The sequence below is a fragment of the Thioclava sp. F36-6 genome (genome assembly GCF_002020305.1).
Lineage (GTDB): Bacteria > Pseudomonadota > Alphaproteobacteria > Rhodobacterales > Rhodobacteraceae > Thioclava > Thioclava sediminum.
This window is the reverse complement of record NZ_MPZX01000004.1, coordinates 189329-204370: the sequence shown is the minus strand read 5'-3', so window position 1 is coordinate 204370 and position 15042 is coordinate 189329. Positions and strand designations below refer to the sequence as shown.

The 15042-nt window shown below is 63.7% G+C and carries 16 protein-coding genes; 5 read left to right on the top strand and 11 right to left on the bottom strand.

The features are described 5' to 3' along the window. Nucleotides 1-7: 7 nt before the first annotated feature. Nucleotides 8-739, bottom strand: coding sequence for a trehalose-phosphatase (gene otsB, locus BMI88_RS18180; protein ID WP_281480477.1), 732 nt, complete (start codon nucleotides 737-739; stop codon nucleotides 8-10). 128 nt (nucleotides 740-867) lie between these two features. Between otsB and hemH the strand changes: the two genes are divergently transcribed. Next, entirely contained in the window at nucleotides 868-1923 is a 1056-nt protein-coding gene (gene hemH, locus BMI88_RS18175) for a ferrochelatase (RefSeq protein WP_078550949.1), read from the top strand. A 147-nt stretch (nucleotides 1924-2070) separates the two neighbouring features. After that, nucleotides 2071-2379 (top strand): hypothetical protein, encoded by a 309-nt coding sequence (locus BMI88_RS18170; protein WP_078550948.1) that lies wholly within the window; start codon nucleotides 2071-2073, stop codon nucleotides 2377-2379. A 77-nt stretch (nucleotides 2380-2456) separates the two neighbouring features. Here the strand turns inward: BMI88_RS18170 and BMI88_RS18165 are convergent, their stop codons facing one another. After that, nucleotides 2457-3062 (bottom strand): L,D-transpeptidase, encoded by a 606-nt coding sequence (locus BMI88_RS18165; protein ID WP_078550947.1) that lies wholly within the window; start codon nucleotides 3060-3062, stop codon nucleotides 2457-2459. Between the two features lie 168 nt (nucleotides 3063-3230). Here BMI88_RS18165 and BMI88_RS18160 point away from each other — a divergent pair, with 168 nt between their 5' ends. After that, nucleotides 3231-3746 (top strand): CAP domain-containing protein, encoded by a 516-nt coding sequence (locus BMI88_RS18160; protein WP_078522216.1) that lies wholly within the window; start codon nucleotides 3231-3233, stop codon nucleotides 3744-3746. A 70-nt stretch (nucleotides 3747-3816) separates the two neighbouring features. Here BMI88_RS18160 and BMI88_RS18155 read toward each other — a convergent pair whose 3' ends face one another. The 6 genes from BMI88_RS18155 to BMI88_RS18130 all read right to left on the bottom strand — a co-directional run bounded on the left by BMI88_RS18155 (nucleotide 3817) and on the right by BMI88_RS18130 (nucleotide 10260). Further along, nucleotides 3817-4317: a L,D-transpeptidase family protein gene (locus BMI88_RS18155; RefSeq protein ID WP_078522217.1), complete on the bottom strand. Its 501-nt coding sequence runs from the start codon at nucleotides 4315-4317 to the stop codon at nucleotides 3817-3819. 62 nt (nucleotides 4318-4379) lie between these two features. Further along, on the bottom strand, nucleotides 4380-5600 hold the full coding sequence (locus BMI88_RS18150; RefSeq protein WP_078550946.1) for a class I SAM-dependent RNA methyltransferase: 1221 nt from the start codon (nucleotides 5598-5600) through the stop codon (nucleotides 4380-4382). 39 nt (nucleotides 5601-5639) lie between these two features. After that, nucleotides 5640-7466 (bottom strand): ABC transporter ATP-binding protein, encoded by a 1827-nt coding sequence (locus tag BMI88_RS18145; RefSeq protein ID WP_078522219.1) that lies wholly within the window; start codon nucleotides 7464-7466, stop codon nucleotides 5640-5642. Between the two features lie 43 nt (nucleotides 7467-7509). Continuing rightward, the gene (locus BMI88_RS18140; protein ID WP_078550945.1) at nucleotides 7510-8649 is read right to left on the bottom strand and encodes a CCA tRNA nucleotidyltransferase; all 1140 of its coding nucleotides are present in this window, start codon (nucleotides 8647-8649) and stop codon (nucleotides 7510-7512) included. Next, nucleotides 8646-9239 (bottom strand): CoA pyrophosphatase, encoded by a 594-nt coding sequence (locus BMI88_RS18135; RefSeq protein WP_078550944.1) that lies wholly within the window; start codon nucleotides 9237-9239, stop codon nucleotides 8646-8648. Before BMI88_RS18135 ends, BMI88_RS18140 begins: the two co-directional genes overlap by 4 nt. Next, complete coding sequence (locus BMI88_RS18130) at nucleotides 9232-10260, bottom strand: Hsp33 family molecular chaperone HslO (RefSeq protein WP_078550943.1); 1029 nt, start codon at nucleotides 10258-10260, stop codon at nucleotides 9232-9234. The genes BMI88_RS18135 and BMI88_RS18130 overlap by 8 nt, the downstream gene beginning before the upstream one ends. Before the next feature lie 97 nt (nucleotides 10261-10357). Between BMI88_RS18130 and BMI88_RS18125 the strand changes: the two genes are divergently transcribed. Then, nucleotides 10358-10798 carry an NUDIX hydrolase gene (locus BMI88_RS18125; protein WP_078550942.1) on the top strand — a complete coding sequence of 147 codons (441 nt, stop codon included), beginning with the start codon at nucleotides 10358-10360 and terminating at the stop codon, nucleotides 10796-10798. Nucleotides 10799-10853: 55 nt separating this feature from the next. Here BMI88_RS18125 and BMI88_RS18120 read toward each other — a convergent pair whose 3' ends face one another. Beyond that, nucleotides 10854-12173 (bottom strand): SpoIIE family protein phosphatase, encoded by a 1320-nt coding sequence (locus BMI88_RS18120; RefSeq protein WP_348638899.1) that lies wholly within the window; start codon nucleotides 12171-12173, stop codon nucleotides 10854-10856. A gap of 141 nt (nucleotides 12174-12314) precedes the next feature. Between BMI88_RS18120 and BMI88_RS18115 the strand changes: the two genes are divergently transcribed. After that, nucleotides 12315-12644: a histidine kinase gene (locus BMI88_RS18115; protein WP_078550941.1), complete on the top strand. Its 330-nt coding sequence runs from the start codon at nucleotides 12315-12317 to the stop codon at nucleotides 12642-12644. A gap of 214 nt (nucleotides 12645-12858) precedes the next feature. Here BMI88_RS18115 and ilvA read toward each other — a convergent pair whose 3' ends face one another. Together ilvA and BMI88_RS18105 are read right to left on the bottom strand one after the other, a co-directional pair. After that, nucleotides 12859-14106, bottom strand: a complete 1248-nt coding sequence (ilvA, locus tag BMI88_RS18110) for a threonine ammonia-lyase IlvA (RefSeq protein ID WP_078550940.1) — start codon at nucleotides 14104-14106, stop codon at nucleotides 12859-12861. Nucleotides 14107-14144: 38 nt separating this feature from the next. After that, entirely contained in the window at nucleotides 14145-14948 is an 804-nt protein-coding gene (locus tag BMI88_RS18105; protein ID WP_078550939.1) for a hypothetical protein, read from the bottom strand. Between the last annotated feature and the right edge of the window lie 94 nt (nucleotides 14949-15042).

Below are 15042 nucleotides of genomic sequence, written 5' to 3'. Positions count from 1 at the left end.
TCCTCATTCAGCGTGCCACGGCAGAGGCGAGCCAGGCGCGCACATCCATCGGTTCGTCAAGGTGATAGCGCGCGACGCTCTCTCCGTCACCGACCTTGATGCCGAAGCCGCCATGCGCCTCGGCCCAGGCCAGCGCGGGCTCGTCGGTCGTGTCGTCGCCGGCATAGACCGGATTGCGCCCGCCGAACTGCACGAGGTCTGAAAGGATCGCCAGAGCGCCATCCTTCGAGAAGCCCTCGGGACGAATTTCGACCGCCATTTTCGCAGGTTGGATCGTGAAGCCGTCATAGCGCGCGGTCAGCTCTTCGGTGAAGGCTTCGACCTGACCTTGCTTGTCGGGGTTGGAGCGGAAATGGACCGCGGCGCCGTGGCTCTTATCCTCGAAGATGAGATCATGATCCTGCGCGAACCCGGCCATATCCTCTTTCAGCGCGCTCAAATGTCGGGGCGTCTCGGCCATCGGCGGCTCCATGCCGCGCGCCTCCGAGCCGTGCGAGCCGACCATCAAACCGTCAAAGCCGTCCAGGAAACGTTCCAGCTCGTGCAGGGATCGCCCCGAGACAACCGCGAGCGCCCCGTTGAGCGCCTCCGAGAGTTGTTCGAGCAAACGCGGCAGATTTTGCGGCACGATCACCGCATCCGGGCGGGGCGCTATGTCCACCAGACATCCGTCGAAATCTAGGAACAACGCGTCTCGCGACGGGTCGAGAGCGGGCGGGGCCGGTTTTTTCCCGGTCATGTCATCCATTGCCATGTGAAGACCGTAAGTGATCCTGTCCCGGTTGAATAGGCCGCATTGGCACAGATCGGGAAACCCGTTAAGTCGGGTGGAAGTTCCGCGATAAATGACGACAGGACAGTGACACGATGACCAACGCCGCAAATACGCGCCTTGCCCATGCCCCCGCCGATCACCCGCCCGTCAAGGAAGCGAAGATCGGCCTGCTCGTCGCCAATCTTGGAACCCCGGACAACACCGATTACTGGTCGATGCGTCGCTATCTGAACGAGTTCCTCTCGGACCGGCGCGTGATCGATTACCCGGCATGGAAATGGCAGCCGCTGCTGCAACTCATCATCCTGTCGAAGCGGCCCTTCACCTCGGGCGCGAACTACAAGACGATCTGGAACAACGAGGCGGGCGAGAGCCCCCTGATGACGATCACCAAGCAGCAGGTCGCAAAGCTGCGCGAGGCTGTCTCGGCGCGCTACGGTCAGGAGGTCGTCGTCGATTATTGCATGCGCTACGGCAATCCCTCGACCCAGTCCGTCGTCGACCGGATGGTCGAACAGGGCTGCGAGAAGATCCTGTTCCTGCCGCTTTACCCCCAATACGCGGGCGCCACCTCGGCCACCGCGAACGATCAGTTCTTCCGCGCGCTGATGAAGCAAAAGCGCCAGCCCGCCGCGCGCGTGGCGCCGGAATATTTCGACAAGCCCTCCTATATCGACGCGCTCGCGCAATCGGTGGAGCGGGTCTATGCCACGCTCGACGAGAAGCCCGACGTGCTGGTCGCCTCCTATCACGGGATGCCCAAGCGCTATCTGATGGAAGGCGACCCCTACCATTGCCAGTGCCAGAAGACCTCGCGCCTGCTGCGCGAACGGCTCGGCTGGGACAAGGACGGGATCGACACGACCTTCCAGTCGGTCTTCGGCACCGAGGAATGGCTCAAGCCCTACACGGTCGAGCATGTCGCGGAGCTGGCGAAGCAGGGCAAGAAGAACATCGCGGTGATCTCGCCCGCCTTCAGCGCGGATTGCATCGAGACGCTCGAAGAGATCAACGGCGAAATCCGCGAGGCGTTCGAGCACGCGGGTGGTGAGAAATTCACCTATGTCCCCTGCCTCAACGACGACGATCTGCACATCAAGGCGCTGATGGAGGTGGTCGGAGAAAACCTCGCCGGTTGGATCGACTGATAAAACTGTCGCGATCTGCGACGTCCTGCCTCACAGATTCGTGAGTGTCTTTTCTTATAAGTTCTGACGCGGGGGCAAGGGATCGCCGTGAAGGCGTACCCTGCGGACCGGCAACGACCGGGCCGCTCAGAGCAGAAAGGAAAGAGAATGCTCAAGACTATGGGACTGGTCGCCTTGGCGGCTCTCTATGCTGGCGCTTCCTGGGCCGGGCACGCAAATCCGTGGGCGACCGAGGATGACGTGATTTACAACCAAGAGCACGAGGACAACCTCGTGAAATCCATCGATACGCCCGGCGAAGACGAGATGCTCGGCGTCATGGTGCGAAGCGCCCATGGCAAGCTCGACGGCTTGACGGGCGGTTCGGGATCGGGCGGCGGCACGGGTTCGGGCAGCGGCGCTGGTGGTTCGGGCGGCGGGTCCGGCCATGGCGGCGGCAAAGGTGGTAACCACTGATCGCTGTCCCATGAATTGAAAACCCCCGGGGCTGCGCAGTCCCCGGGGGTTTTACTTTGTCCGATCGGCGGCGCGGCTCAGATCAGCAGCACCTGCGTGCCGATCTTCGCGAAGCCGAACAGCTCCTGGATATGTTCGTTGTAAAGACCAATGCAGCCGTTCGAGCTTTTGCGGCCGATCTTGCGCGTGTCATGCGTGCCGTGGATGCGGTAATAGCGCCACGACAGATAGAGCGCATGGGTGCCCAGCGGGTTATCGGGGCCCGGCGGGACGTAATCGGGCCATTCCGGATTGCGCTTCTTCATCGAGGGGGTCGGCGCCCAGCTCGGCCCTTCGACCTTGCGGATCACCGAGGTCCGGCCCCGCCGCGTCAGCTCTTCCGAGACCGGTACCGAGGTCGGATAGAGACGGTAGATCGACTGATCCGCCGACCAGTAATGCAGCGCCCGCGAATGGGTATCCACAAGGATCGCCCCACCGCGGAGGTTCGAGAAATAGGGCTGCCAGTCGCGGTTCTGGAAGCTCGAAATATTGCGGCGCTGGTTCGTATAGGCGTTCGTTTCGAACTGCTCCTGACCGTAATCGGGTGTCTGCGCGCGGGCGGGAAGCGCGAGCCCCGCACCAAGGCAGGCGGCGGCGCCGAGGAAGGCGCGGCGATCGAAAGGCTTGCGCGTATGGGACATCTCAGGCTCCGGGTTCGCGACGGGGTCAATTGCGATAAATATAATGTGATCGCGCGGCGGCGGCAAATCAAACTGGCGGGGATGTGCCCGCAAAGCGACAGAGGGGTTTGCGCGGCTGGGGACAAGCGTGTAATGCAGATTGACGTTTTAACGAGGGACGGACCAAAGATGTTGCGCGCTTCTGTATTTGCGGTCTCCGCGATTGTGGCTCTGGCGGCTTGCCAGCCGACCGACACGCAGCCCAAGCTCGGGCCCGATGGCCTGCCGCTGCCGAAAGTCTACAACATCACTGCGAGCGATCGCTCGGTGATCCCGCAGCGCGTGCTGGAATCGGTGAACAGCCTGCGTTCGGCGCGCGGCGCCGCGCCGCTGGTGCTGAACGACGCGCTGACCACGGCGGCGCTCGCGCATTCCAAGGACATGGCCGTGCAGAACCGCCCGTGGCACTGGGGCTCCGACGGCTCCTCGCCGCTGAGCCGGGCGCAGCGCGCCGGCTATCCGGGGCAGGTGCTGGGCGAGAATATCTCCGAGACCTACGAGACCGAGATGGAGACCCTCTCGGCCTGGATGAAGGTCGCCGATACGCGCGACGTGATCCTGAACCCGGCGGCGACGCAGATGGGCTTCTCCTGGTATCAGGAGCCGTCCGGCAAGATCTGGTGGACGATGGTCACCGGCAACTGAGCCGAAGACCCGCCGCAAGCAAAAAGGGCCCCACGTGGGGCCCTTTGTCATTTCCGGGGGGACGCTGCGATCAGGGGAAGATGAAGATCGGCGTGCCGTCGCGGACCATCGCGTAGATGTCGCGGATTTCCTTGTCCTTCACCGCGATGCAGCCCGCGGTCCAGTCGCGACCCTTGCCTTTGTTCTTCCCGTCGCGGCCATGGATGAAGATGTCGCCGCCCGCCTTTTTGCCCTGCGATTCCGCGAAGGCCACCTGCTGCGGATTCGGATAGCTGATGCCGATCGACAGGTAATAGGCCGAGTTCGGATTGCGCCGATTGATGTAATAGAGCCCTTCCGGGGTCTTGCCGTCGCCCTCGAACCGCTTTGGCCCGACCGGATCGCCGCCCAGGCCGATCTTGTACTTCTCCAGCACCTCGTCGCCATGCAGCAGATACATCATCCGCTGCGACTTGAAGATCTGGATCTGGGTCACGGCGGGGCCGTTATAGGATTTGAATTTGCTGGAATCGCCACAGGCGGCCAGCGTGGCAAGGGCGCATCCGCCCAAGAGGAGGGTTCGACGGTTCATGTTCGGCCTGTATTCGGAGACTGCTGTTTTGCAGCCTTTCTACCCGATTTTCGCCGTCGCATCTAGCGGGTGAAAAGGGCCGCAAGCTCCACATGAGCGGAAAACCGGAATTGATCCACCACCAGCAGCTTGTCGAGCGTGAAGCCCGCCGCGATCAGCGTCTCGGCGTCGCGTGCGAAGGTGACCGGGTTGCAGGAGACATGGACCAGCCGCTTGAGCTTCGACGCCGCGATCTCGGCGATCTGGGCCTGCGCGCCAGCCCGCGGCGGGTCGATCACCACCGCGTCGAACTTCGCCAGCTCGTCGGGCAGAAGCGGACGGCGGAACAGGTCGCGCGCCTCGGTGGAGACCCGGTGCAGACCCTGCGACTGACGCCAGCCCTGATCGAGCGCCTCGGTCATCGCCGCGACCCCTTCGACCGCGTGGACCTCGGCCAGTTCGGCCAGCGGCAGCGAGAAGGTGCCGCAGCCTGCGAAGAGATCGGCCACCTTTTTCGCATTGCCGATCGCCGCTTTCGCGAAGGCGGTCAGCACCGCTTCGCCGTGATGGGTCGCTTGCAGGAAAGCGCCCGGTGGCGGCACGACTTTCGCTTTTCCGAATTGCTGGATCGCCGGGCGGCGGCCCGCGATGACCTGTCCGTTCCAGCTGAGCCGGGCGAGATCGTGGCTGCGCGCCAGACCCGACAAAGCCTCGAATTGGGCCGTATCAGGGTCTTTTCCGCCCTGTGCGGCCAGTTCCAGCCCGGCCTCCGACAGGGTCAGGGTGAAGGCGATTTCGCCTTTGCGCGAGCCTGCGATCGCGGTGGCCTCGTGCAGCATCGGGATCGCGGCCAGCAGTTCGGGCCGCAGGATCAGACAGTTCGGGATCTCGACGACCGTGTCCGAGGCGCGGGCGTGAAACCCGACCAAGGTGCCCTTCTTCGTGCGCCGTCCCGAAAGCGTCGCCCGCCTGCGGGAATTGCGCGGCGAGGTCGCGATGGTCATCTCCGGCACGGGCAGGTTGCGCGCGGCCAGTGCCTGACGCACCACGTCCATCTTCCATTCGGCGGTGAACGCCTCGGATGCGTGCTGCATCGAACAGGCCCCGCAGGAGCGGTAATGCGGGCAGGGCGCTTTGACGCGGTCGGGCGAGGGCGTCACGATCTTCGGCTGCGCGATGCGGCCGTCGATCACCTCGCCCTCGACCACTTCACCGGGAAGCGCCATGGCGACATGCACGGTCCCCTCGGGGCCATGGGTCACGCCGTCGGCATGCAGGGACAGTCGCTCGATTTCGTAGGTCATGCGCCTTCTCTAGCTGCGCGGCGCGGGTCAGAAAAGACCCTATTCCGCCGCATCCTCCGCGTCGTCGCAGGTCAAGAAGCCGCCGGACTGACGTGCCCAGTAGCGTGCGTAGAGCCCGTTCATCGCCAGCAACTCGTCATGGCTGCCCTGCTCGACGATCCGGCCCTCCTCCAGCACGACGATCCGGTCCATCTCGGCGATGGTGCTGAGGCGGTGGGCGATCGCCAGCACGGTCTTGCCTGCCATCACCCGGTGCAGGGCGCTTTGGATTTGCGCCTCGACTTCCGAGTCGAGCGCCGACGTCGCCTCGTCCAGCACAAGGATCGGCGCGTTCTTCAGAAAGGCGCGGGCAAGGGCGATCCGCTGGCGCTGACCACCCGACAGCTTCACCCCACGCTCGCCCAGCTTGGCGTCATAACCGCGATTACCCTCGTGATCGGCGAGGCCGCGGATAAAGTGGTCCGCCTCGGCCTGCTTCGCGGCGGCGATCATTTCTTCCTCGGTGGCGTCGGGCTTGCCGTAGAGGATGTTCTCCCGCGCCGAGCGATTGAACATCGCGGTCTCCTGCGTGACCATCGCGATGTTGCGACGCAGGCTTTCCTGCGTGACCTCGCGAATGTTCTGCCCGTCGATCAGAATAGACCCTTTTTCGGGGTCATAGAGCCTGAGCAGCAGCGCCACGAGCGTCGATTTCCCCGCGCCCGAGGCCCCGACGATCCCGATCCGCTCGCCATCCGCGATGGTCAGATTGATATCCGCGATGCCACCGCTGCGGCGCCCATAGGCGAAATCGACATTGTCGAACTGGATCTCACCTTCCACGTGGCGCAGCGTGCGGGCATCGGGCGCATCGGTCAGGTCGTGCATATGCGCGAGCGTCCGCATCCCGTCCTCGGCCTCGCCGATATGGGTCCAGACGGACATCAGCGCCTGGCTCACCCAGCCCGACATCTGAGACAGCCGGATCGCGATGGCGCCCGAGGTGGCGATGGCCCCCGCAGTCGCCTCGCCCTGCGACCAGAGCCAGATCGCGCCGCCGACCAGCATCACCGGAACGATCCCGGCATAGGCCATCTGCACCACGCGATAGAGGCTTTGGACCATGCCGAAGGAATAGGTCTTCTGGCGGAACTTCTGCATCGCCTCCAGCGCCGCGCGATCTTCGTGCTCGGCATGGGCAAACAGCTTCACCGTTTTGATATTGGTGACCGTGTCGACGACCTGCCCCGTCACCATCGCTCGCGCCGAAGCCCGCTCGCGCGAGCGTCCGCGGATATGCGGTAAGAAGAGGCGGATGATCAGGTAAAGCCCGAAGGTCCAGAACACGAGGCCCACGGCGCCCCAACGATCGATCTGGGCCAGAACGATCAGAGAGCCGACGATCGAGGCGAGCGCGAAGAGGCCGGTATTGATGATCTCCGTGACCGTGTCGGTGACGGCGCGGGCGGTCTGCATTTGCTTTTGTGCGATGCGCCCGGCGAAGTCGTTGTCGAAGAAGGTGACCGATTGGCCCATCGTCCAGCGATGCAGCCGCGACAGCACCAGCGGCATCACATTGGGGCTGATCAGCAGGTTGTTGGTGGCGGAGCTGATGCCGAAGGTCAGGGGGCGGATCAGCAGGAAGAACGCGACGAACAGGACCAGCAGGCCGACATTGGCCCCGATCACAGCGGCGCGTTCGCTGTTGAGCGCCGCGTCGATCACCTGTCCCAGAAGCCAGGCGGAGACGACCTCCATCACGCCGGCGATGGTCGTCCCGAAGCTGGCCACGGCAATCGCGCCCCAGCTGCCCTTGAGGCACCAGCGGAAGAAGGCGCCAAGCTGGCGCGGCGGGGCGCCTTCGGCGGGGGAGAAGGGGTCGAACATGAGTCTCTCTTTCCCCTCCCGATATAGTCGATTGCGGCGCGGTTCAAAGTGCGGCGAGCAGATCCTCGCGCGTCAGCGTGAAACCGGAGGCGATCCAGCGCGCTTCGAGCGCCTTCAGCGTATCTCCCAATGCCTTGCCTTCATAGCGGGGCATCAGGTCTCGCGCTTGCAGCGGAAATTGCTGTTTTGCGCCGAAATAGACCCTGTTTTGCCAGCCTTCCGGCATTTCCTGCCCCATCAGCGCATGGCGCAAAAGTAGCGCATCGGCTCCGGTTTCGGCACCCAGACGATACCCGAGAACCGCAGCGTCATCACCGTTGGACAGCGAGGCGCGTAGGGCCTCAAGCTGCCGTGTGTCCTTCTTCGACAGGCGCAGCCGCTCGGCCACGTCTTCGCCGCCAATCGCCGCCAGCCTGCGGATCGGGTCGGCGGGGCGATCTTCGAGATGGACGAGCGGACCGAGCGCGGTCGCATCCGCGCCGGGCAGCACCGCCGTGAGAACTCCGCATTGCGCCATCGCCGCCACTGCGTGCACGGGATCGGGCGCGGCCAGCAATTTGCGCATCTCGCCGCCGAGGCGTTCGCGCGAAAGCGTCTCTATTCCGGCGATATTCTCGGCACAGGCGGCCAGCCCTTCAGGGTCGAGATCGTGCCCATACCAAGCGGTAAAGCGGAAGAAGCGCAGGATACGCAGGTAGTCCTCGCGGATACGTTCCTCCGCCTCGCCGACGAAGCGCACATGATGCGCCGCCAAATCCTCCAGCCCCGTGCCGAGCGGGTCGAGAACCGTGCCGTCCGAGCGGGAATAGAGCGCGTTCATCGTGAAATCGCGCCGCGCCGCGTCCTCGGCGATATCGTCGGAAAACGCGACGGTGGCATGCCGCCCATGCGTCTCCACATCGCGACGAAAGGTGGTGACCTCATGCGGATGACCCTCCGCGACGACCGTGACCGTGCCGTGATCGACCCCGGTCGGCACCGGTTTCAGCCCGGCCGCCTTCGCAAGTTCGATCACCCGTTCGGGACGTGCATCGCTGGCGATGTCGATATCGTTGACCGGCGCGCCCAAGGCGCTGTTGCGCACGCAGCCGCCCACCAGAAGCGCCTGATGCCCACCCTCTTCGAGCATCTTCAGCACGCGTTGGGTCGGCTCTGCCTCGATCCAGTCTCCGGTCAGTCTCATTCCGCCATCCGGTCCGCCAATGAGCGCAATATACGCGCGGTGGCGCCCCAGATGTAATAGGGCCCGTAAGGCGCCACGAAATAGCTGCGCCGGGAGCCGCGCCAGCGGCGCGATTCGACGCGGAAATTCCCGGGCGTGATATGCGAGAGCGGCACGGTGAACGCCTCGGCCACCTCGCCTGCTTCGGGGATGACCTCGAACGGCGTGTGAATACGCGCCAGCACCGGCGTCACCAGAAAGGACGTCACGGTCTCATGCGGATCGAGCGTGCCCAGCACCTCGACATGGGCATGGGGCAGGCCGATCTCTTCCTGCGCCTCGCGCAGCGCCGCGCCGACCGGGCCTTCGTCATCGGGATCGACCTTGCCGCCGGGAAAGGCGATCTGGCCGGGGTGATGGCGCAGATGCGAGCTGCGCTTCGTCAGATGCAGGCGCGGCTCCGGCCCGAACGTATCGAAGGCGACGAGAACGCCCGCGGGCCGCAGCTTGCGGCCTTCGGGCAGGATCACTTCCGGGTTCAGATCGTAATCCGAAGAGGGCCGCCCCGGTCGCGCCAAGGCGTCGAGAACCGGGGCGAGAGGATCACTCATTCGATCCCTCATCCCCCGCTTCGCGCAGCGATCCGTCGGGGTTCTTCTGCGCCTCGAAGCCGAGTGTCAGCGGATCGAAAATGTAATGCGCGCCGCAGAACTGGCAGTCCGCGGTGACCGTGCCCTCATCGGTAGTCATATGCGCGATATCGCGCGCCGAGTAGATCGAGAGCGACTGACGCACGCGATCGGCCGAACAGGTGCAGCCGAACTCCACCCGCTGCGGATCGAAGACGCGCGGCCGCTCTTCGTGGAAGAGGCGCACCAGCAGCTCGGTCGGCTGCACAGTCGGGCCGATCAGCTCCATATCCTCGACCGTGTCGAGCAAGATATTGGCGCGCGCCCAGTTCTCACCTTCCTCGCCTTCGAGGATGTCATCGGCGGTCAGCAGCCCCTGATCGCCCGACCCTTCCTGAGCGGCGAAGGGCGAGGCCGGGGGCATATGCTGCAGCATCACGCCGCCTGCGCGCCAGCTTTCGCCCTGACCCGGCAGGATCGAGCGCCCGAAGGACAGCGAGAACCGCGTGGGTAGCTGCTCGGACTGTGCGAAATAGGCCTCGGCGCAGGCGCGCAGCGAGCCCTCGGACAGCGGCGTGATGCCCTGATAGGGGGTCGTGCCTTTGCCCTGGTCGATCAGGATCGCAAAGTAACCCTGCCCGATCTGTTCGAACGGGTCGGCCTTGGGATCGAGCTTCTCTTCATCGAAGCTCGCCCAGGCGCGAATGCGGGCGGGCGCGCCCTCCTTCTCGGGGGCGTAGTAATCGGTTGCGATGATGCGGATCGGGCCGTTGCCGCGGATTTGCAGCGACAGCTTCCAGCGCAGCTTGACGGTCTGGCCGATCAACGCGGTCAGAAGGGCGGCTTCGGCCACCAGCATTTCGACCGCGCGGGGGTAATCATGTTGCGAAAGGACGGTGTCGAGCACGCCGTCGAGGCGGGCAACCCGGCCGCGGATGTCAGAGCGGTCGAGCTGAAACGGCAGAACTGTATCGTCCCATGCGATTTGGGATAGCTTGGACATGGTGCTCCTGAGGGGCTCAGAGGGGTTTTCGGGCAGCGCGGAGCCTGCCATACAGCCCCAATATAGGCGCGGCAACCGCAGACCCAAGGGAGAGCACATGATCGCGAGGTTCGGAGAGCGGGTGAAATCCGGTCAGCAGTATCGTTTGCGCCCCGGTGCCTATGCGATCCTGATCCGCGACGGGCGGGTGCTGCTGACCCATCAGGCCCATCCCATACCGGAGTTTCAATTGCCCGGCGGCGGGATCGATCCGGGCGAGGGGCCGATCGAGGCGCTGCATCGCGAGGTCTTCGAGGAGACCGGCTGGGCGATTACGGGGCTGCGCCGTCTCGGAGCCTATCGGCGTTTCACCTATATGCCCGAATACGAGTTCTGGGCGGAAAAGCTCTGCTCCGTCTGGCTCGCGCGCCCGGTGCTGAAGCGCGGTCTGCCGCCGGAGCCGCATCACACTGCGCATTGGGCCGATCCCGAAGAAGCGCTCGAACTGCTCGCGAATGAAGGCGAGCGCGCGTTTTTCCAACGGTTCGTCCGTCGCTGAGAAGGCGCAGGCGTTTTGTTCGCCTAAGATGTAGCTGAGCTGGTGCGTTCTCCTCTCAAGTCTGCTCGGAGGGATGGTCACTGCTTTCCGACCCAAGCTCCGAACGTCGCTCGGTGTTGCCGGGGCCGTGAAATTCCAAAACGCCAGCCGAGACATCGTCCCCGATCTCGCCCTCCGCGAATTCCTCGGTGGCCCAATAGAGCGCATCCAGAAGCCCGGGCCCCGGCATCTGGGAAAACTTGCGAAGCATCCGGGCCAGCCGGGTCTGATCGATCATCTCGCCGCTGCGGTCGCTGGCTTCGGTAATCCCGTCCGAGACAAGCACCAGCCGATCGCCTGGGGTCAGTTGAACCGTAAGCGTCTCGTATTCGGCGCCCTCGATCAGGCCGATGGGCAGCCCGCCCTCGCCGAAAAACTCGACCGTGCCGTTCTGTCTTTGTAGAACCGGGTAGGGGTGGCCCGCCTGAACCAATTCCGCCTTGCCGGTGCGCAGGTCGACATCGGCGTAGATAAGGGTGAAATAGCTCTCGGTGCTCATTTCACTTAGCACGAGATCGTTGAGGCGCTGCGCGAGCTCTGCCGGGCGTCGTCCGCGCAATTCGCCCTTTGCGTTGCGGTAAATCGCGAGGTTCTGGCTGGGCGTGGTGCCGGAGAAATAGCCCGCGATCCGCGCCATCATCAGGGCCGAGGTGATCCCATGCCCCGACACGTCGATGCCGTATATGCCCACCCGGCGTTCATTGATCGGAAAGAACCCGACGAGGTCGCCGCCGACATGGCCTGCGGGCCGCAAGAGCAGCGAGACATCCGCCGCCTCGAACCGCGCGTGTCGTGTCCGCACGAGGCTTTGCTGCAGTTTGCGGGCCTCTTGCAGGTCGCGGTCGATCACCTCTTGTGCCTCTCGCAGCAGGCGGTTCTTTTCGCTCAACTCCTCTTGCATGGTCAGGATGCGGGCGCCCGCGCTCAGTCGCGCCCGAAGCTCCGCTCCGTTGACCGGTTTCGACAGGAAATCATCGGCGCCGCTTTCCAATCCACGCGTAACGTCCGTCTTCTCGGCCTTGGAGGTCAGAAGGATGAAATACCCGTAGCTTCGCCGCGGTAGGCCCCGAAAGACGCGGCAGAATTCAGGGCCGCTCATCCCCGCCATCATCCAATCCGAGATTACGATATCGGGCTCGCATTGGGCGCAGATCGCGATCGCCTCTTCTGCGCTTTCTGCTTCGCTCACCTGATAGCCGGAGCGAGACAACTGCGCCGAGAGGATGCGGCGCTGCATGCGGCTGTCGTCCACGACAAGAACGTGCCGCGCAGCGCCCGCCAATGGTCGTCTGCCCGCATCTGCGGGGGCCTCTTGTCTTTGCACCATCTGCATCATCCGAAACCTCTGCCCTCACGAAACCGCAAACTCCCTAAGATTCGGTGAAAACCAGCCCGGATCAGACGTTAAGAAAATCGAAAGGGTGCGGCGCTACGGTTAGTCTCGGGTGGAGTCGGATCGAGTGGCCTGGAGGGCGTAATGATTGATTGGGAACGGGTGCAGGAGTTGCGCTCGGAAATTGGCGCCGATGGCTTTGCCGAGGTCGTGGACCTTTTTCTCGACGAGGTCGAGGCCGTGGTGATGGGGCTTGGCGGACGTCCCGACCGGGTCGAAGAAGATTTGCACTTCTTGAAAGGGTCCGCCTGGAATCTCGGGTTCCGCGATTTCGGCGGCGCCTGTCAGCAGGGAGAACGAATGGCCGCCGCCGGACGCGCCGTGGAGGTCGATCTGGGCGCGATCCGCGAAACCTATAGCCTGTCCAAAACGCAATTCCTGGGGCGGCTATCGGAGTTCACTCCGGCGGCTTAGGGCGAGGTGCTGAGCAGATTGAACTGCGCCGAGCACATATTGCACGCAGTCGCACCCATTGGGCACGGGTGCGGCCAAACTTTGGTTAACTGGCGTGCCTATCGCGGGCCGTGAGCGCAGGAGTTGAGGATGTAGAAAAGGCTCCACAGTCCAAAAGCGGCGAAGGACCAGTTTGTTTCGTCCGTCTGGAGGTCGCTCTATCGAATTGAAGGCCTCAGATAAGAAACTCAGCCAAGGTTTCGTCTTCGGTGATGTCGCGCCAGACGAAGCCCTCGGCGTCGAGCTTCGCGAAGAGCTCTGTGAAGTTCTCGGCGCGTTTCGTTTCGATCCCGATCAGGACCGAGCCGAAGTTCCGCGCCGATTTCTTCAGATACTCGAAGCGCGCGATATCGTCGTCAGGGCCAAGCATCTGCAGGAAGTCCTTCAGGGCGCCGGGGCGCTGCGGCAGGCGGAGGATGAAATACTTCTTCAGACCCGAATAGCGCTGGGCGCGTTCGCGCACCTCCGGCAACCGCTCGAAATCGAAATTACCGCCTGAAGTCACGCAGACCACGCGCTTGCCGCGGATCGTCTCGGCCAGCTCGGGCAGGATGTCGACGGACATCGCGCCAGCGGGTTCCAGCACGACGCCTTCGACGTTCAGCATCTCAAGCATCGTGATGCAGATGCGATCCTCCGGTGCGAGATGAACTTGTTCGGGCGTGACCCACCCAAGCTCCGCGAAGGGGCGCGCGCCGATCCGGGCAACCGCGGCGCCATCGACGAAACTGTTCACCTGCGAGATCGTCACGGGCTCATGCGCCTTGACCGCAGCGGTGAGGCTCGCGCCGCCCAACGGCTCGACGAAGCGAAATTCCGTATCGGGGGCGGTCGCGCGCAGATAGCCGGTGACGCCCGCAGCCAAGCCGCCGCCGCCGACCGGAAGGATGACCATATCCGGCGTGCCGCCCAACTGGTCGAGGATCTCCACCCCGACCGACGCCTGCCCCTCGATCACATCCGGATCGTCGAAAGGCGCTAGGAAATGCGCCCCGGCCTCACGGCAAAACTCCTGCGCCGAAGCCAGCGTGTCGTCGAAATAATCGCCCGTGAGAACGATCTCGACCGCGTCGCCGCCAAAGGTCTTGGTCTTGTCGATCTTCTGCTGCGGCGTGGTCACCGGCATGAAGATCGTCCCCTTCACCCCGAAATGCCGACAGGCGAAGGCCACGCCCTGCGCGTGGTTCCCGGCGCTCGCGCAGACGAAATGCGCCGCCGACGGATCGCGCTCGCGCAGTTTGCGCATCGCGGTGAAGGCGCCGCGGATTTTGTAGGAGCGCACCGGCGTCAGGTCCTCGCGCTTGAGCCAGACCTCGGCGTCGAAGCGTTTCGACAGGTGGGCATTGAGCTGCAGCGGCGTCGGCTCGAAGAGCGCACGCAGCGCGCGGGTGGCGGCTTGGGCGGAAAGGGCGAACTCACTCATACCGCCAGATGTGACGCGCGCCGCCCGCTTTGGCAAGCTCAGACGAGGGCGCGTTGCTCGACAAAATGACCGTAGAGCGTCGTTACGATCGACAGCAGCAGCATCACGGTGGGCACAGCGAAAAGCAGCTTGAGCGCGACCACGACCATATCATCCGCGAGGTCATGTGGCGCTTGTATCGAAAGCATGTTCACCGCAACGAAAGGGAGTACCACGAGAAATGCCAGCAGAGTGAGCAAAGCGAAGCCACGCCACTGGCCGCGAGTCGCGCGCCAACTGTCGCGGATCGTGGCGCCGCCGATCGCGGCCCCGGGCAGGGATACTCCGAGACGGAGCATGAAGGCATACAGGGCAATGAAGAATGCCAGCCCCACCACGGCAAGTAGAACGGCTTCAGCGGTCTGGTTCGGAATGATTTCCTGCGCCGCGAGGGCGAAAAGAAAAACAATCGCGGCGCCCAGAACCATGATCGCCATGGCACAGAGCGTGATCACTATGCCACGCCAGAAATAGCTCACGTCGCGGCGCAGATGAATCCGCGGCAGCCAGCCGACGCGCTCGCCGAGCAGGATGAACCTGTGCCAGTTCACTGCCGCGATGATCATCGGGATCGGCAGGATGAACGTGTTGAAAACCAACATGAACAGTGATTTTTCGAAACTCTGGTGTTGTGATGCTCCGGCCTGCATCACGCTCTCGATAAGCCATTGCTGCCCGATAATCATGATCAAGAGAAGAAGCGCCGAGATCCGAAGGGTCTGCCGCCAATTTCCAAAGACCTGCCGGAACGAGTGTCCGAAAACCCCCAATACATTCATCACTTTGCCCCCAAAGAATGTCATTTAACAATTCACCGTTGGGGCTCGATCTCACCGCAGTCAAAGCACGTTCGGCGCGCCTTGGTTGAATTCTCCGTGTGATCGAGGTGGAAAAGAG